Annotated in this window: 18 protein-coding genes; 8 read left to right on the top strand and 10 right to left on the bottom strand. The window is 72.8% G+C overall.

Annotation, left to right across the window (positions count from 1 at the left end; translation table 11 throughout):
- Positions 1 to 189: 189 nt before the first annotated feature.
- On the bottom strand, positions 190 to 480 hold the full coding sequence (locus ACIOJE_RS08230; protein ID WP_280685553.1) for a DUF4190 domain-containing protein: 291 nt from the start codon (positions 478 to 480) through the stop codon (positions 190 to 192).
- Positions 481 to 514: 34 nt separating this feature from the next.
- Positions 515 to 670 carry a hypothetical protein gene (locus tag ACIOJE_RS08225; RefSeq protein ID WP_280685554.1) on the bottom strand — a complete coding sequence of 52 codons (156 nt, stop codon included), beginning with the start codon at positions 668 to 670 and terminating at the stop codon, positions 515 to 517.
- A gap of 193 nt (positions 671 to 863) precedes the next feature.
- Between ACIOJE_RS08225 and ACIOJE_RS08220 the strand changes: the two genes are divergently transcribed.
- The 7 genes from ACIOJE_RS08220 (at position 864) to ACIOJE_RS08190 (ending at position 8,532) form a co-directional block, all read left to right on the top strand.
- Positions 864 to 1,493, top strand: a complete 630-nt coding sequence (locus tag ACIOJE_RS08220; protein WP_280685555.1) for a TetR family transcriptional regulator — start codon at positions 864 to 866, stop codon at positions 1,491 to 1,493.
- 131 nt (positions 1,494 to 1,624) lie between these two features.
- Complete coding sequence (locus ACIOJE_RS08215; protein ID WP_400774314.1) at positions 1,625 to 2,578, top strand: serine protease; 954 nt, start codon at positions 1,625 to 1,627, stop codon at positions 2,576 to 2,578.
- Between the two features lie 321 nt (positions 2,579 to 2,899).
- Complete coding sequence (locus ACIOJE_RS08210) at positions 2,900 to 4,384, top strand: S28 family serine protease (RefSeq protein ID WP_280685557.1); 1,485 nt, start codon at positions 2,900 to 2,902, stop codon at positions 4,382 to 4,384.
- A gap of 138 nt (positions 4,385 to 4,522) precedes the next feature.
- Complete coding sequence (locus ACIOJE_RS08205; protein WP_400774310.1) at positions 4,523 to 5,209, top strand: TetR/AcrR family transcriptional regulator; 687 nt, start codon at positions 4,523 to 4,525, stop codon at positions 5,207 to 5,209.
- Positions 5,193 to 6,827 carry an acyl-CoA dehydrogenase family protein gene (locus ACIOJE_RS08200; RefSeq protein WP_400774308.1) on the top strand — a complete coding sequence of 545 codons (1,635 nt, stop codon included), beginning with the start codon at positions 5,193 to 5,195 and terminating at the stop codon, positions 6,825 to 6,827. The genes ACIOJE_RS08205 and ACIOJE_RS08200 overlap by 17 nt, the downstream gene beginning before the upstream one ends.
- On the top strand, positions 6,824 to 7,807 hold the full coding sequence (locus ACIOJE_RS08195) for an amidohydrolase family protein (RefSeq protein ID WP_400774305.1): 984 nt from the start codon (positions 6,824 to 6,826) through the stop codon (positions 7,805 to 7,807). Before ACIOJE_RS08200 ends, ACIOJE_RS08195 begins: the two co-directional genes overlap by 4 nt.
- A gap of 227 nt (positions 7,808 to 8,034) precedes the next feature.
- Positions 8,035 to 8,532, top strand: coding sequence for a hypothetical protein (locus ACIOJE_RS08190; protein ID WP_400774303.1), 498 nt, complete (start codon positions 8,035 to 8,037; stop codon positions 8,530 to 8,532).
- A 7-nt stretch (positions 8,533 to 8,539) separates the two neighbouring features.
- Here the strand turns inward: ACIOJE_RS08190 and ACIOJE_RS08185 are convergent, their stop codons facing one another.
- The 3 genes from ACIOJE_RS08185 to ACIOJE_RS08175 all read right to left on the bottom strand — a co-directional run bounded on the left by ACIOJE_RS08185 (position 8,540) and on the right by ACIOJE_RS08175 (position 10,772).
- A complete protein-coding gene (locus ACIOJE_RS08185) occupies positions 8,540 to 9,376 on the bottom strand; it encodes a helix-turn-helix domain-containing protein (RefSeq protein WP_400774300.1) in 837 nt (278 codons plus the stop codon).
- Between the two features lie 65 nt (positions 9,377 to 9,441).
- Complete coding sequence (locus tag ACIOJE_RS08180; protein WP_280685562.1) at positions 9,442 to 9,924, bottom strand: DUF2269 family protein; 483 nt, start codon at positions 9,922 to 9,924, stop codon at positions 9,442 to 9,444.
- A 140-nt stretch (positions 9,925 to 10,064) separates the two neighbouring features.
- Complete coding sequence (locus tag ACIOJE_RS08175; RefSeq protein ID WP_400774297.1) at positions 10,065 to 10,772, bottom strand: 4'-phosphopantetheinyl transferase family protein; 708 nt, start codon at positions 10,770 to 10,772, stop codon at positions 10,065 to 10,067.
- Positions 10,773 to 11,034: 262 nt separating this feature from the next.
- On the opposite strand from ACIOJE_RS08175, the gene ACIOJE_RS08170 reads away from it, so the two are divergent.
- Positions 11,035 to 12,459: a choice-of-anchor A family protein gene (locus ACIOJE_RS08170; protein ID WP_400774294.1), complete on the top strand. Its 1,425-nt coding sequence runs from the start codon at positions 11,035 to 11,037 to the stop codon at positions 12,457 to 12,459.
- A 127-nt stretch (positions 12,460 to 12,586) separates the two neighbouring features.
- Here the strand turns inward: ACIOJE_RS08170 and ACIOJE_RS08165 are convergent, their stop codons facing one another.
- From ACIOJE_RS08165 to ACIOJE_RS08145, 5 genes are all read right to left on the bottom strand, one after another.
- On the bottom strand, positions 12,587 to 13,084 hold the full coding sequence (locus ACIOJE_RS08165; RefSeq protein WP_400774291.1) for a hypothetical protein: 498 nt from the start codon (positions 13,082 to 13,084) through the stop codon (positions 12,587 to 12,589).
- An 88-nt stretch (positions 13,085 to 13,172) separates the two neighbouring features.
- Positions 13,173 to 13,622 (bottom strand): SDR family oxidoreductase, encoded by a 450-nt coding sequence (locus tag ACIOJE_RS08160; RefSeq protein ID WP_280685566.1) that lies wholly within the window; start codon positions 13,620 to 13,622, stop codon positions 13,173 to 13,175.
- A complete protein-coding gene (locus tag ACIOJE_RS08155; protein WP_400774288.1) occupies positions 13,619 to 14,254 on the bottom strand; it encodes a TetR/AcrR family transcriptional regulator in 636 nt (211 codons plus the stop codon). Before ACIOJE_RS08155 ends, ACIOJE_RS08160 begins: the two co-directional genes overlap by 4 nt.
- A 72-nt stretch (positions 14,255 to 14,326) precedes the next feature.
- Positions 14,327 to 15,553, bottom strand: a complete 1,227-nt coding sequence (gene kynU / locus ACIOJE_RS08150; RefSeq protein ID WP_400774285.1) for a kynureninase — start codon at positions 15,551 to 15,553, stop codon at positions 14,327 to 14,329.
- Between the two features lie 14 nt (positions 15,554 to 15,567).
- A complete protein-coding gene (locus ACIOJE_RS08145; protein ID WP_280685569.1) occupies positions 15,568 to 16,398 on the bottom strand; it encodes a tryptophan 2,3-dioxygenase in 831 nt (276 codons plus the stop codon).
- Positions 16,399 to 16,557 lie beyond the last annotated feature (159 nt).

Here is a 16,557-nt window from a genome sequence, read left to right as displayed (position 1 = left end):
GACGGGGGCCGTGGGGCGGGTTGGCGGGATCAGCCGTTCGAAGGCCGGTTCTGGCGCGGGCGCCTGACGGGTCGCCCCACCACGCAAGCCGAGCCACGCAAGCCGAGCCACGCAAGCCGAGTCGCGCGCGCCGAGCACCGCGTGCCGAGCCACGCAAGCCGAGCCGCCGGAAGCCGGACACGGCCCGACTCAGGAGCCGAACTCCATGAGCACCCCGTGAGAGGTGGCAGTGGTGGCGGCGAGGATCGCCAGTGAGGCGATGCCCAGGGCCAGTCCGAGGACGGCACGGCCGCGCCGCCGGGTGCCGCGGACCAGGGCCAGCGTGGCGAGGGTGATGGCGAGCGGCCCCAGGACGACGTTGAAGAGGAGCAGACCGGGGAGGCCGAGCAGGAAGGAGGCGACGGCCAGATTGTCGGCCTCGCGGGCCTCGCCGTGGGCGTCGCTGCGGGCGCCGCTCTGACGGTTCGTGACAGTGCTCATGACGGTGGCGGGTCCTCTCTGGGGAGCGGCCGGGTCAGCGCTGCCGCAGCCGGGCGAGGCCCTCGCGGGCGCCGAAGGCGAGCAGCCAGGCGGTGATGGCGGCGGAGGCGGTGAGGAAGACGGGGAGCGAGGTGTGCGCGGCGGTGCCGATCAGGACGCCCATGGCGACCAGCGCGGAGAACAGGATCATGGCGGGCCCCTCCGGCCGTGGCAGTACCGGCCCGACGTCGAGCCCGGCCCGATGTCGAGCTCAGCCCAGTGTCGAGCTCGGCCCGGTACCGACACCGGCCCGGTGTCGATTTCGGTTGACAAGTGTTCACTGACTTCGGCCTCACTCTACGCCCGACTGGCCAATCTCGGCAAACACTTGTTTACTGAATGGCGTGAGTCACACCGTTGGGGCCAGGCAGGCCCAGAAGCAGCAGAGTCGGCGGGCGTTGCTGGATGCGGGCCTGCGCCTGCTGGCCGATCAGAACCTGGCGAGCCTGGGCGTGCGCGAGGTCACCCGGGAGGCCGGGCTGTCCCCGGCCGCGTTCTACCGGCACTTCCCGGACCTCGCCGCGCTCGGCGTGGCGTTGGTCGAGGAGTCGCTGGCGAGCCTGCACGTCATGATCCGGTCGGTGCTCGCCGAGGCGGGCGGCGCCGAGGAACTGATCGACCGTGCGGTGGACGTCATCGAGCGGCACGTGCGCGAGCACCGGGCGCACGTCCGCTTCCTGGCGCGCGAGCGGCATGGCGGGGTCCGACGGGTCCGCGAGGCGATCGATGCCGAACTCGGCCGTTTCGCAGCCGAGGTGGGGGAGGCGTTGGCGCTTCAGCCGGTCTCGCGTGGGTGGAGCGAGCAGGACCTGCGCATGCTCGCCGAGCTGTACGTGGACCACATGGTCTCGACGGCGTCGGCCCTGCTGGAGGCGCAGGAGTCGGATCCGGCCAGGGAGCGGCGGATCGCCGCGACCGCGCGTCTGCAACTGCGCCTGATCAGCCTCGGCCGGCGTCACTGGCAGGCGAGTTGACCATGGCTCGCCCCGGGTGGGGGCTGGAACGAGCCATTGCGGCCGGAGTGGTCTCTTGGGCATGTCTTGACTCTTGACAGTGGGTCATGTCCGCGCCAGCTTTGGTGGACCCCCACACCGAGAGGTCTCTCATGAAGAAGCCGCTCATAGGCATGCTCGCTACGCTCCTGGTCGCCGGGGCCACCGCCCTCGCCGGGGCCCTCCCGGCTCAGGCCGCGGCCCCGGAGGCCCCCACCGCCTCCGTCGAGGCCCAGAGCGCCCAGGCTCAGGGCATCCAGGTCGAGAGTGCCCAGGCCCAGGGCGCCGAGTTGCAAGGCGCCCAGACCGCGGACACCAAGGCGGCCCCCCTCGCCGCCGTCACCTTCGCCGGAACGGTGGCGCTCAGCAACTGCTCCGGTTCGCTGGTCCGGATGCCGGGCTCGGTCGCGAGCGACCCGGCCCTCATCCTGTCCAACGGCCACTGCCTGGAGTCCGGTATGCCCGGCCCCGGCGAGGTGGTCCTCAACCAGCCCTCCAGCCGGACCTTCACCCTCCTCAGCTCCACCGGCGGCAAGCTCGCCACGCTGCGCGCGACCAAGGTGGTCTACGGCGCCATGACCGACACCGACGTGTCGATCTACCAGCTGAACACCAGCTACGCCTCGATCCAGTCCCGGTACGGCATCGCCCCGCTGACCGTCTCCGCCGCCCACCCCGCGCAGGGCGCCTCGATCCGGGTCGTCTCGGGCTACTGGAAGAAGATCTACTCCTGCTCGATCGACGGCTTCGCCTACCGGCTGCACGAGGCCGACTGGGTCTTCAAGGACTCGGTCCGCTACACCTCCGGCTGCAACGTGATCGGCGGCACCTCCGGCTCGCCGGTGGTGGACGCGAGCACCGGTCAGCTGGTCGCCGTCAACAACACGATCAACGAGAGCGGCGAGTCCTGCACCCTCGACAACCCGTGTGAGGTCGACGAGAACGGCGCGGTGACGGTGCACCAGGGCATCGGCTACGCCCAGGAGACCTACGGCATCCCGGCCTGTTTCGCCGCCGGCAACCGGTTCGACCTCACCCTGCCCGGCTGCACCCTGGTCGGGCCCTGACCGCCGTCCCGGCCGTGATCACCACCCCGCCGCCGACAGCCGCACGGCCCGTGATCACCACCCCGCCGCCGACAGCCGCACGGCCCCTGATCACCACCATCCCGCTGGCAAACGCAGAGCTCCTGACCACCACTCCGCCCCCGGCCGCCGTCCCCGTGCCGGAACCGAGGCGACCCCGCTGACCAGCACCGTTCCCCGATGGGCCACCCGCGACCGGCGGGTGGCCCATTCGGCCGTCCACCAGGCGGCCGCCGCACCACCCACGCCGCAGAGTTGTGCCGACAAGGCGGCAGTCATGTCCGTTGACCCGATGGAGAGTTGATGACCACCACGCTACGCAGGCTATTGGTTTCCGTCCTGCTGATACCGCTGCTCGCGCTCGGCGGCCTGGCGACCCCAGCGCTGGCCGCCGGTGCCCAGGGCGTCGGGGCCGCCGAGGCCGCCCACGGCCGGAGCCCCGCCGACGACCCGAACGCCGACATCAAGGACCGCCTGGCGGCGATCCCCGGGGTGACCATCACCGCGGAGCAGCCCACCACCACCGGCCACCGCTACTTCCTGGCCACCTACACCCAGCCGATCGACCACTTCCGCCCCTGGCTGGGCACCTTCCAGCAGCGCTTCAGCGTGCTGCACCGCGGCTACGACCGCCCGACCGTCTTCTACACCAACGGCTACACGCTGGGCACCACCCCGTCCCGCACCGAGCCGACCCGGCTGGTGGACGGCAACCAGGTGTCCATCGAGTACCGCTTCTTCACCCCGTCGCGCCCCGACCCGGCGGACTGGTCCAAGGCCGGCATCCGCCAGCAGGCCGCCGACTCGCACCAGCTGGTGACCGCACTCAAGCGGATCTACCAGCAGGAGTGGCTCTCCACCGGCGCCAGCAAGGGCGGCATGTCCTCCACCTACTTCCGCCGCTTCTACCCGGACGACGTCGCGGGCACGATCGCGTACGTGGCGCCGAACAACACCGATGTCAACGACTACGCCGCCTACACCGACTTCTTCCGCACCGTCGGCACCCCCGAGTGCCGGGCCGCGCTGAACGCCGCCCAGCGTGAGCTGCTGGTGCGCCGCGACCGCCTGGAGACCCGCTACGTGGCCGACAACAAGGCCGCCGGCTCCACCTTCAACACCCTCGGCACGCCGGACCGGGCGTACGAGGCGGGCGTGCTCGACGTGATCTGGGCGTTCTGGCAGTACAGCCTGGAGTCGGACTGCGCCAAGGTCCCGGTCGCGGCCACCGCGACCGACGACGAGCTGTACGCGTGGTTCGACTCGCAGTCCGGCATCACCGGCAACAGCGACCAGTCGCTGGCGAAGTACACCGCGTACTACTACCAGGCCGCCACCGAGCTGGGCGCGCCGTTCTTCGACGTCTCGTACCTGAAGGACGTGCTGCACTACGACTACAAGGAGCTGTACTCGGCCCGCTCGTACGTGCCGAAGGAGATCCCGACCACCTTCAACCCGAACGCGATGCGGGACATCGACCGCTGGGTGAAGCGCGACGCCGAGCGGATCATGTTCGTCTACGGCGGCAACGACCCGTGGGGCGCCAAGCCCTTCAAGCTCGGTCGGGGCAGTGACGACAGCTACGTCTACACCGTGCCGGGCGGCAACCACGGCTCCAACATCGGCAAGCTGCCGGCCGCCGAGTCGGCGGAGGCGACCGCCAAGGTGCTGGAGTGGGCCGGCCTGGCCGACCAGGACACCGCCCGTTCGCTCGCCAAGGCGCAGCAGATCCCGCCGTTCGGCCCGCTCGACGAGGAGGGCCAGAAGCTGGAGCGTCGCCCGCTGTAACCGCGGGGCCCACGCGCACCGGTAGCGCACCAGGAGGAGGCCGCCCCCAGTCGGGGCGGCCTCCTCGTGCGTGCGGCAGGGCCGGCGGACCGGTCCGACCCCCTCCCCGAAGCAGTGAATCAGTGCTTCAATATTTCCGTGGCCTACCGACGCACCCCCGCCGTCCAAGCCCGCCTGGATGCCCAGCGCGAGACGGTGCTGCAGGCCGCCGCCCTGCTGCTCGCCGAGCGCGGCTACGGCGGCTGCACCATGGCCGCCGTGGCGGACCGTGCCGGGATCGCCACCGGAAGCCTCTACCAGCACTTCGCCAACAAGGCCGAGCTGTCCGTGCAGCTGTTCCGCCGGGTGGTCACCCGCGAGATGGCCGCCGTCAACGCGGCCGTCGCCCTCCGGGAGACTCCCCGGCAGCGGATCGCCGCCGTCGTCGAGACCTTCGCGGCCCGCGCCCTGCGCGCGCCCCGGCTGGCGTACGCGCTGCTGGTCGAACCGGCCGACGCGGTCGTGGACGGCGAGCGCCTGGTGTTCCGCCGGGCGTTCCGGGACGTGATCGCCACCGAGATCACCGCCGCCGTGGCGAGCGGCGAACTGCCCGAGCAGGACCCGGTGCTGACCGCCGCCGCGCTGGTCGGCGCGGTCGGCGAGGCCCTGGCCGGCCCACTCGCGGCCGCACCCACCAGAGCCACCGGCACCACCGGAGCCACCGACACGGCCAAAAGCACCGAGACGGCCGCCCCCACCGAAAGCGCGGTCACCACCGACGTGGTCCCCGCCCTGGTCTCCTTCACCCTGCGTGCCCTGGGAGGACGCGATGACAGCGACGCATGAGGTCACCAACCAGGTGCCCCTGCCGTACGGACACGACACCGCCGCCGATCCGACCCTGCTCGCCGCCCTGCACCGGGCCGGCGCCGGCTGGGCCGAGCCCGAACTGCGCGAACTCGGCCGCCTGGCCGGCTCCGAGCAGGCCGCCGAGTGGGGCCGGCTGGCCAACGAGAACCCGCCGGTGCTGCGCACTCACGACCGCTTCGGTCACCGCGTCGACGAGGTCGAGTTCCACCCGGCCTGGCACGAGTTGATGCGCACCGCCGTCTCGTACGGCCTGCACGCCGCACCCTGGCGGGACGAGCGGCCCGGCGCCCACTCCGCCCGCGCCGCCAAGTTCTTCGTCTGGGGCCAGGTCGAGGCCGGCCACACCTGCCCGATCTCGATGACCTACGCGTCCGTCCCGGCCCTGCGCGCCAACCCCACCCTGGCGGGCGAGCTGGAGCCGCTGCTGGCCGCCACCACGTACGACTTCGGGCTGCGCGAGCCTCGCACCAAGCGCGGGCTGATCGCCGGCATGTCGATGACGGAGAAGCAGGGCGGCTCGGACGTCCGCACCAACACCACCACCGCGACCCCGCACGCGGACGGCACCTACCGGCTGACCGGCCACAAGTGGTTCACCTCGGCGCCGATGTCCGACCTCTTCCTGACGCTCGCCCAGGCGCCGGGCGGGCTCAGCTGCTTCCTGCTGCCCCGCGTCCTGCCCGACGGCGGCCGCAACCGCCTGCACCTGATGCGCCTCAAGGACAAGCTCGGCAACAAGTCCAACGCCTCCGCCGAGGTGGAGTACGACGGCGCGGTCGGCTGGCTGGTCGGCGAGGAGGGCCGCGGGGTGGCGACCATCATCGAGATGGTCAACATGACCCGCCTGGACTGCACCATCGGCGCCGCTTCCGGCATGCGGTACGGCGCCACCCGGGCTGTTCACCACACCCTGCACCGGCGGGCGTTCGGCAGGCTGCTGGTGGACCAGCCGCTGATGCGCAACGTGCTCGCCGACCTGGTGGTGGAGTCCGAGGCGGCCACCGCCGTCGCGATGCGGCTCGCCCAGACCACCGACCTGGCCCTGGCTGGGGACGAAACCGCCACGCTGGTACGGCGGTTGGGCCTGGCGGTGGCCAAGTACTGGGTCTGCAAGCGGGGCCCGGCGCACGCCGCCGAGGCGCTGGAGTGCCTGGGCGGCAACGGTTACGTCGAGGAGTCCGGGATGCCTCGGCTCTACCGGGAGGCGCCGCTGGTGTCGATCTGGGAGGGCTCCGGCAACGTCGCCGCCCTGGACGCGCTGCGTGCCATGGCCAAACGACCGGAGACGGTCGAGGCCTTCCTCGGTGAGCTCGACGCGGCCGCCGGGGCGGACCGCCGACTGGACGCGGCCGTCGCGGACCTGCGCAAGCAGCTCACCGACCTGACCGACCTGGAGTACCGGACGCGCAGGCTGGTCGAGTCGATGGCGCTGGCCTTCCAGGGCTCGCTGCTGGTCCGCCACGGCAGCCCGGCGGTGGCCGACGCGTTCTGCGCCACCCGGCTCGGCGGCGACCACGGCGCCGCCTTCGGCACCCTGCCGTCCGGCGTCGACACCGCCGGGATCATCGACCGCGCCCGCCCGGTGCCCGCATGAGTGCGGACGAGGTGGACGAGGTGGACGAGGCGGCAGACGTCCGGTCGTTCTGGCAGGCCCTCGGCCTGCCCGGCCTCGTCGACGTGCACACCCACTTCATGCCGAAGAGCGTCCTCGACAAGGTGTGGGCGTACTTCGACGCGGCCGGCCCGCTCATCAACCGCCCCTGGCCGATCACCTACCGCCAGGCCGAGGCCGAACGCGTCCGGCGGCTGCGGGAGTTCGGCGTCCGCGCGTTCACGTCGATGCTCTACCCGCACAAGCCCGGCATGGCCGCGTGGCTGAACTCCTGGGCCGCCGACTTCGCCGCCCGCACCCCGGACTGCCTGCACACCGCGACCTTCTTCGCCGAGCCCGAGGCGCCCGCCTATGTGGCGCGGGCGATCGAGGACGGCGCCCGGGTGTTCAAGGCGCACCTGCAGGTCGGCGGCTACGACCCGACGGACCGCCGGCTGGACGAGGTCTGGGGATTGCTCGCCGAGACCGGCACCCCGGTGGTCAGCCACTGCGGATCCGGGCCGGTGGCGGGCAAGTTCACCGGTCCCGGCCCGATCGGCGAGGTGCTGGACCGGCACCCGGGGCTGGTCCTGGTGGTCGCCCACCTCGGGATGTCCGAGTACCGGGACTTCCTCGACCTCGCCGAGCGCCACCCGGGCGTCCGGTTGGACACCACCATGGCGTTCACCGACTTCGTCGAGGCCGACGACCCGTTCCCGCGCGCCGAACTGCCGCGCCTGCGCGCTCTCCAGGACCGCGTCCTGCTCGGCAGCGACTTCCCCAACATCCCGTACCGCTACGTCCACCAGCTGGAGGCGCTGGCCGGGCTGGGCCTGGGGGAGGAGTGGCTGCGCGCCGTCTGCCACGACAACGCCGCCGCGCTCTTCGGGCTCGCCCCGGCGAGCCGATCACCGCACCGCCTGATCACCGCACCGCCTGATCATCGCACCACTGATCACCTGGTTCGGTCGCCGCACCACTGATCACCTGGTCACCGCACCGCCCGCAGCGCCCCCAGCGCGTCCGCGTGCAGCCCGGGCGCGGCGGCGAGGAAGCTGGCGGAGCCGGCCGTCCAGGCCGCCCCGGCCCTTGCCTGCACCGGTCCTTACCTGCGGGGTAATCGACGCCCGGCGCCCGGGCGGGCAGGGTGGTGGGACCCGGGCGGCGCCACGACCGCCGGGCCCCACCCCCGTCAGGAGGCTGATCCGCCATGTCCGCGAACGCCCTCACGCCCGTCGGCCCCGGCTCCGTCCTCTCGCGGTGGACGGTGCGCGGCGTACTCGCCCTGGACGCGCTGGTCACCGGCGGAAACGGCCTGGTCTACCTGGCCTTCCCCGGCCCGGTCGGCGACCTGCTCGGGGTCGGCCGGACCACCCTGCTCGACCTCGGGGTCTTCCTCACCGGCTACGCCCTCGGGGTCGGCGCCCTGGCCGCCCGCCGCCGGCCGCCGCGGCTCGCCGTGCAGACGGTGATCGACCTCAACCTGGCCTGGGTGGTGCTCAGCCTGGTCGCGATGGCGGCCTGGTTCGAGCCGACCACCGCCGGGGCCGTCTGGATCCCGGCGCAGGCGGCGGTGGTGGCCCTGTTCGCCGTCCTGCAGTTCACCGCGCTGCGCCGGAGCGACAGCCGTGCCGACAGCCGTGCCGACGGTGGTGCCGATGGCCGTGCCGATGGCCGTGCGGGCCGCCGCGCGGACAACCGCGCCTGAACCGGGGTCAGCGCTCCGGGCCCACGGCGGCCTGCAGGAACCGCACCGTCTCCGCGTCGGCCGGGAGGAAGGTCTCCATGGCCAGCTCGGAGACGGTCACGTCCAGCGGCGTGTTGAAGGTCGCGATGGTGGAGAGGAAGGACAGCACCCGCCCCTCGTGCCGGATCCGCATCGGCAGCGCGAACGGGAACAGCCCGGTGTCGTCCCCGTGCTCCCCGTCCGGGCCCGGGGCGTCCGCCGGCTCCGGGTAGCCGCGGACCTCCTCGTACAGCCGCCGCAGCAACTCGGCGCTGACCAGCTCGATCCGGTGCGCCATCCGCTCCAGCAGGTGCCGCCGCCACTGCGGGTAGTTCACGATGCGCGGCGCCAGCCCCTCGGGGTGCAGGGCGATCCTGATCGCGTTGAGCGGCGGCTGCAGCAGGTGCGGGGCGACGCCGTCGAGGAGCAGCCCGAGCGAGCGGTTGGCCGCCAGTACCCGGAAGCTCCCGTCGACGACCAGCGCCGGGTACGGGTCGTGGGCCGCGAGTAGCCGCTCCAGGCCGCCGCGCAGCGCGTCCATCGAGGGGTCGTCCAGCGGCGTCTCGGGGAAGTGCGGGGCGTAGCCGGCGGCGAGCAGCAGGGTGTTGCGCTCGCGCACCGGGACGTCCAGGTGTTCGGCGAGCCGCAGCACCAGCTCCCGGCTCGGGCGGGACCGGCCGTTCTCGACGAAGCTGAGGTGCCGGGCGGAGGAGTCCGCCCGCAGGGCCAGTTGCAGCTGGCTGAGCTGCCGCCGTTCGCGCCAGCTGCGCAGCAGGGGGCCGACTCCGGTACCCGTCGGGCTGCCCATGCCCGCCATGATCGTCATGGCCAGGACGGTACTGGACCGGGACCGCGCCGCGGGAGAGGGCCTGCCGGTTGGGGCGGCGTGGCTCAGACGCCGGTGCTCGACCCCGGCCGGATGACCATCAGCACCACGACCACCGCCCACAGCAGGTTGAACACCCCGGCCGTCATCGGCAGCAGCCGCAGGCCCTGGACGGCCTTGGCGTGCTGCTCGTCCGGGGTGTCGGGGCCGAGCGCGTCCACCGCGGCCTGCTGCCCGGGCAGCACGAAGAGCAACAGCGAGAGCGCGGCGATCGCGGTGAGCACCATCGAGACGATCACCCAGGACTGCCCGAGCACGTCCATCACCTGGGCCAGGCCGATGCCCAGCACCGGCACGGCGACCCCCAGCAGCGCGTAGACCTGGGTGATCCGGTGCAGGACCCGCAGCACGCCCGCGTCCGAGGCCTGGTCCGGCCCACCGGACAGCGCGGCCTTGGCCCGGCGCGGGAACATGCTGACGGCCACCGCGACCGGGCCTATGAACAGGACCGACACGAGGACGTGCAGGCTCAGCAGGAACTTGGCCATGGCGGGGACACCCTTAATCCGGCGGTGGGCAGCTGGTTCGGCGGGCGTCCGGTGACGACGCGCCCGCGACCAGGCACGCTAACACCGCTTATCCGGCGGCCTGCCGCCCGCCCCGTCCCGTCCTGCCCGCCCCGACCTGCTCAGTCCGCCGTGGTCAGCTGGATGATCCGCGGCGCGGCGGTGCTGACCGCCGCGACGGCGGCGCCGTACTCCGGGTCGGTCCAGTCGAGCAGGTGCAGGTCCTGGTGGCGGCTGCGCAGCGGGGCGCCGGGCGGGACGTCCAGGGGCAGGGCGGAGAGGTCGACGGACGCCAGGGTGTCCAGGGTGGCCCGCCCGATCTTGATCAGCGACTCCTTGCGCACCCACAGCCGCAGGAACGCCCGGTCCGGCTCCGCCGCCGCCTCGACCAGGCGCAGCTCGGCGGGGGAGAGCACCCGGCGGGCGACCGCGCCCAGCGATCCGCCGCGGGCGGCCAGCTCGACGTCCACGCCGACCGGCTGGAATCCGGCCCCGGCCGCGACCACGCCCCGGGTGTGGGACAGGCTCACGTGCACCCCGGGGTGGTCCGGCAGGTACGGCTTGCCGTGGTCCGCCAGGCCGCAGTCCGGGCACTGCTGGGCGAGCGTGACCGCGGCGGCCGGGACCCCGAGCAGCCGGGCGGCGCAGAGCCGGACCAGCACGTGGCCGGCGGTGAAGTCGATCCGCCCGGACTCGTGCCGGAAGCGCGCGGCGCGCTCGCGCTCGACGGGGGTGAGCAGGTGCTCGCCCGCCTCGGGGTGCCGCAGCACGGCGTCGGCGGGCGCGACGGCGACGAGCGGCGTGCTCTGGTCCTGGGCCTCGGAGGTCATTCCCCCAACCTAACCGGCGCGGCCGCCGCCCGGGGCCGGGTCGGGTGGAGACGGCCGCTGCGCCGTTCGGTTGGTTTTCGAATCCGATCTGAGGATCTGCAGGGTAGGAATCGTCCGGTGTGAGGTTTGATGTGCCGGATCTGTGAGATCGCCAGCAGATAGTACGAATTAGCAGGTTTTGCGCGCCTGCTCCTTTTCCTATGCGCGGAGGAATGTGTCGATGGGTCAGGGCACCGGTACGCCGGATCACAGAACGACCGCCGTGAACAGAACACCAGCCACCCGTGGCCGCCGGGCCGTCCGGGTCGCCGTGGCGACCGCCGTCGCCGCGCTGCCGATGGCCGCCGTGCTGACGGTCGGTTCGGCCGCGCCACTGGCACCGCCGCTGGGTGCCTGTACGGGGCCTGACTGCCCGGCCACCTGGCCGCCGCCGAACAACGGCGACTTCACCGGCCGGGACGCCAGCATCAACGTCTTCACCGGCGGCGACTACACGGTGACCGGCCGCGCCGCCGAGGCCGAGGGCAAGATCGTCGCGCTGGGGAACCTGACCGTCGACAAGAGCCAGGGCGGCGGCGCCTACAACATGGGTGTCGTGGGCGTCGGTTCGCGCGTCGTGCCGCCCAACGGCAGCGACTTCGTGACCACCGGCGGCAGGGTCGACGTCAGGAGCGGCAACCGGATCCTGATCGGCGGCAGCGACTCCAAGGGCCAGGCCTTCGGCAACCTGCGGCACGCCGGCAGTGTCTCCGGCACGGTCAACATCGACCCCACCGGCCGGTCGATCCAGGACCCGAACGCCGCCGCGCCGTACCAGGAGGTGCTCACCCAGATCGAGGAGGTCTCCGACTGCGTCGGCCGGGCCACCGCGACCGGCACGGTCAACGTCACCAACAGCGAGGCGACCTTCACCGGTGACGGGACCAGCAGGAAGCAGGTCTTCAACGTCACCCGGAACCTCGCCTCGCCGAGCGGCGGGCAGATCGGACTGGTCTTCAACAACATCCCGGCCGGGGCCACCGTCGTGGTGAACATGCTCGGGGACAGCCCGGTCATCAACACCTACACGGGCACGGGGCTGCCCGGCGACCAGACCACCGCGATGCGCTCCAAACTGATGTGGAACTTCCCCACCGCGACCTCGGCCGAGATCCGCGGCAGTGCCCAGTTCCAGGGCTCGGTCATGGCCGGGAACCCGGGCGGCACCACGACCATCTCCCAGCCGGGCATGGACGGCCGGGTGTACCTCGCGGGCAACCTGATCCACACCGGCACCGGCGGCTACGAGATCCACAGCTACCCGTTCGACGGGGACCTGCCGGACTGCAAGGTGTCGCCGAGCCCGTCGCCGTCGACCTCGCCGTCCTCCTCGCCGTCCTCCTCCCCGTCGTCCTCCCCCTCGTCGTCACCGTCGTCGTCGCCCTCCTCCTCCCCGACGCCGTCCCCGACCGCGAGCTCCACCTCGCCCTCGGCCAGTCCGTCCAGCTCCGGTCACCCGACCAGCCACCACCCGACCAGCCACCACCCCACCGGTCACCCGACCAGCCACCACCCCGGTCACGGCGGTGAGTTGCCCTCCACGGGTGCGGGCAGCGCCCCGGTGGTCTTCGGCCTGGCCGGCGTCGGCCTGCTCGGCCTCGGTGGCCTCGCCGTCCTGGCCGCCCGCCGTCGCGGCCGCCACGGCTAGGGCCCCAGGAAGCAGCGAACAACGGCCCAGGCCGCCCGCGTCGTCGACCCCGACCGGGCGGCCTGCGCCGTGCTGGGGTGTTGCAACGACCGCTAGAGCCCAAGGTGGGCGAGGGGCCGGAGGCGGCTCAGTGGGAGTCGAAGAAGCGGTCCACCGTGCGGCGGTCGGCGGCGACGGTGTGCACCGGCTCGCCGACCACCCGGCCGGCCAGCGTGACGGCCAACTCGCCCACGTCCTGCCGGAGTCGGTCGGCGGCCTCGGCCCGGTCGGCGGCGATCCGCGTGTGCGAGGCGGAGACCAGCCGGTCCCGGTCGCGGATGCCCTCCGCGCGGGCATCGGCGACGGCGGCCGCGCCCTGCTCGGCGTACTCCTGCCGGATCCGGGACGCCTCGTGCCTGGCCTGTGCGAGCTCCTGCCGGCCGGCGTCGTGGGCGGCCTCGGCCTCGGCGCGGACGGCCTCCGCGCGTTCGGTGCGGCCCTCGGTCGCGTCCCACCGCTCGGCCTTCACTCGCTCGATGCGCGGGAGGAGGCCGTGGCCGAGGGTCCACATGACCAGGAAGAACAGGGTCAACCCGAGGGCCAGCATGAAGGGTTCGGGCTGGAGCGGTCCGAGTTCGATGTTCACGCAAGCCTCCCCTTGGTGTTGACGGACAGTCAGCGGGGAGTTTTCCCAACGATGATGAGGGTCGAACTTTACCTGGGCATGACCTGCGTCACTGCCCCATGACGTACGTGACGGTCGGGCCGGTGGTCCAGCCGCCGTCCACCGCGAGCTCGGCGCCGGTGACGTAGGAGGCGTCGTCGGAGAGCAGGTAGACCACGGCGGTGGCGATCTCGGGCGCCTCGCCGACCCGGCCCATCGGGGTGTAGGTCATGCCCGGGTGGACCGAGTTGACCCGGATCCGCTCGGTGCCCAGCTCGACCGCGCCGAACTCCGCCACCGCGAAGTCCACCACGCGCCGCCAGTCCTGCTCCGAGGTCACGTCGTGCCGTACGAACCGTGCCCGGTCGCCGAGTTCGGCGGCGGTGGCCTTGCCGTCGTCCGCCAGGACGTCGGTGATCACCACGCTGCCGCCGGCCGCGACGGCGAGCCGGGCGGCCTCGGCGCCCAGGCCTCGGGCGCCGCCGGTGATGATGACGGTCTTGCCGGTCAGGTCGTTCATGACGCGCTCCTCTGGGGGGTGGGGGCGGAGAGCATGGCGGCGGACATCGTCACCAGGTCGGCGAGGAAGGTCTCCTCGTCGGTCAGCGGGGTGGACCCGGTGAGGTGCTGCTGCGCCCGGTCGGCCAGGGCCACGCCGATCAGGGTGAGGGCCAGGTCGATCCGCTCCAGCCGGATCGGCTCCGGCAGCGCGGCGATCCGGTCCTCGACCAGTTCGATCAGCCGCCAGTAGCCGCCGCCCGCCAGCGTGGGGTGCGGGGTCCGGGTGCGGACCCCGCTGCTGTGGCTGACCTGGGCGGAGATCCGCAGGCAGCGCCGGCCCTGGTCGGTGTGCAGTTCGGTGGCCTCGGCCGCGACCAGGGCGTCGAGCAGCCCGGGCAGGTCCGCGTCCGCGAGTGCGGGCAGGCGCGGCGCGAGGGCCTGCTCGGTGCGTTCCTGGCGGCCGGCCATGATCGCGTCGAGCAGGCCCTCGCGGGAGCCGAAGTGGTACTGCACGGCGGACGGGTTGCTCTGTCCGGCCAGTCGGGTGATGTCCCTGGTCAGGGCGGCTTCCACGCCTCGGGTGGCGAACAGTTCCTCCGCCGCCCGCAGCAGCCGCTCGCGGGTCTCGTGGCCCGCCGATGTCCTCGCCATGCCCGCAACGTCAATGCTGCACATTATTAACGGCGAGGAGCACCCCCGGCGCCGCACCCCGGAAGGCTCCGGCTACGTCACCTCACCCCGGCGGGAGAACCGCTCCGCCCGCCACTCGCCGCTCGTCAGCACCTCGGCCAGCTGCCGGGCCGCGTCCCAGACCTCGGTGTACGACAGGTACAGCGGGGTGAAGCCGAACCGCATGAGGTCCGGTGCGCGGAAGTCCCCGATCACGCCGCGCTCGATCAACGCCTGCACCACCGGATAGCCGTCGGCGTGCCGCAGCGCGACCTGGCTGCCCCGTCGGGCGTGCTCGCGCGGGGTCGCCACCTCGATCCCGTCCAGGCCCTCGACCAGGCCGATGAACAGGTCGGTCAGCGCCAGGCTCTTCGCCCGGACGGCGGCCAGGTCGGCCCGCTCCCAGACGTCCAGACTGGCGCCCAGCGCGGCCTGGCCGAGCAGCGAGGGCGAGCTGGTCAGGAAGCGTCCGACGCCCGGCTTCGGGTCGTACCCGGGCTCGAAGGCGAACGGGCGGGCGTGCCCGAACCAGCCGCTCAGCGGCTGCCGCGGACCGGCCGCCAGATGCCTTCCGGCGACGTACAGGAAGGCCGGTGAGCCGGGCCCGCCGTTCAGGTACTTGTAGGTGCAGCCGATCGCGAAGTCCACGCCCGCCGCGCCGAGTTCGACCGGCAGCGCGCCCACCGAGTGGCAGACGTCCCAGATCATCAGCGCGCCCGCGGCCTGCACCCGGGCGGTGATCCCGGGCAGGTCCAGCAGCTCGCCGGTGCGGTAGTCCACCTGTGAGAGGACCACCGCGGCGACGTCGCCGTCCAGGTGCCGGTCCAGCTCCTCCGGCCGGATCAGCACGCTGCGCGCGCCCTCGACCAGGCCGGTGGCGCCCTCGGCGATGTACAGGTCGGTCGGGAACGCCTCGCCGTCGCCCAGCACGGTGCGCCGCCCCGGGCGCAGCCGCAGGGCGGCGACCAGCACCTTGAACAGGTTCACCGAGGTGGTGTCGCAGACCACCACCTCCTCCGGCTCGGCGCCGATCAGCGGGGCGATCCGCCGTCCCAGCCGGTACGGCTGCTCGAACCACCCGGCGTCGTTCCAGCTGCGGATCAGCTCCCGGCCCCACTCCTCCTCGACCACCTGCCGCACCCGCTCCGGGGTCCGCACCGGCAGCGCGCCGAGCGAGTTCCCGTCCAGGTAGACCACCCCCTCCGGCAGGGCGAACTCCTTGCGGAACGCCGCCAGCGGGTCGACGGCGTCCAGCGCCGCGCACTCCTCGCGCGTGATCATGCCGATCCCCTCGTTCACAGCTCGTCCCGGATCGTCCACAGCTCCGGGAACACGTCCTGCTCGGCGGACTTGCGCAGCCAGCTCAGGCCGCTGGAGCCGCCCGAGCCGGGCTTGCCGCCCATGGTCCGCTTGACCGCGGACAGGTGGCGCTGGCGCCAGTGGGTGACCCGCTCGGCGACGTCCAGCAGCGCCTCGCCGAGCGGCTGCAGGGCGGCGTACTCCGGGTCGGTGTAGACCAGGCGCCAGGCCTCGGCGACCTCCTCGTCGGCGCGGTAGCGCTGCTCGGAGGGCTCCGGGCGCAGCGGCAGGCCGCGGCGGGCCAGCAGGGCCAGTGCGTCGTCGTACAGGCCGGGGGAGCGCAGCGCCTCGGCCAGCTCGGCCTGGGTCTGCGGCATCCCGTCGTACATCGTCAGCAGCGCGGCGTTCTTGTTGCCGAGCAGGAACTCCAGGTGCAGGAAGGCCGAGGACTGGAAGCCGGAGGCCTGGCCGAACGCCGAGCGGAAGGCGTTGAACTCCTGCGGCGTCATGGTGGCCAGCAGGTCCCAGGACTTCACCAGCACGTCCTGCGCCTGGGTGCCGCGCCGCAGCGCGGCCAGCGCGGCGGGCAGGTCGTCCTCGCGCAGCGCCCGCTGGGCGAGCGTCCACTCGTGCCGCAGCAGGTCGAACAGCAGCTCCATCACCTGCGTGGTGATGATGAACGACAGTTCGGCCGGCTCCTTGCTCTGCGGACGCTGCAGGCTGTGCAGCTCGTCCAGGCACACGTAGCGGGCGTACGGGGTGCCCCGACCCGGCTCCCCGTGCCGACCGAACGACAGGTCGGGTGTCTCCACCGTGTCGTGCCCCATCCCGTGCCTCCTGATCCACCCGGGTGCGTCGCCCGGACCGGCGACCAGGCGGACGGCCTGGTTCCGCCGGGGTGCCCATTGTGCGGCGGTGCGACCCCCCGGTTGAATGGTCGACGGACACCGCAACCGCCATTGCGGTTGTCGATCGCAAGGCGTTGT

Origin of the sequence: Kitasatospora sp. NPDC087861, from assembly GCF_044742585.1 — a bacterium.
Classification (GTDB): Bacteria; Actinomycetota; Actinomycetes; order Streptomycetales; family Streptomycetaceae; genus Kitasatospora.
Note: the sequence above shows the minus strand (reverse complement) of the source record. Positions and strands in the feature narration are given on the sequence as shown.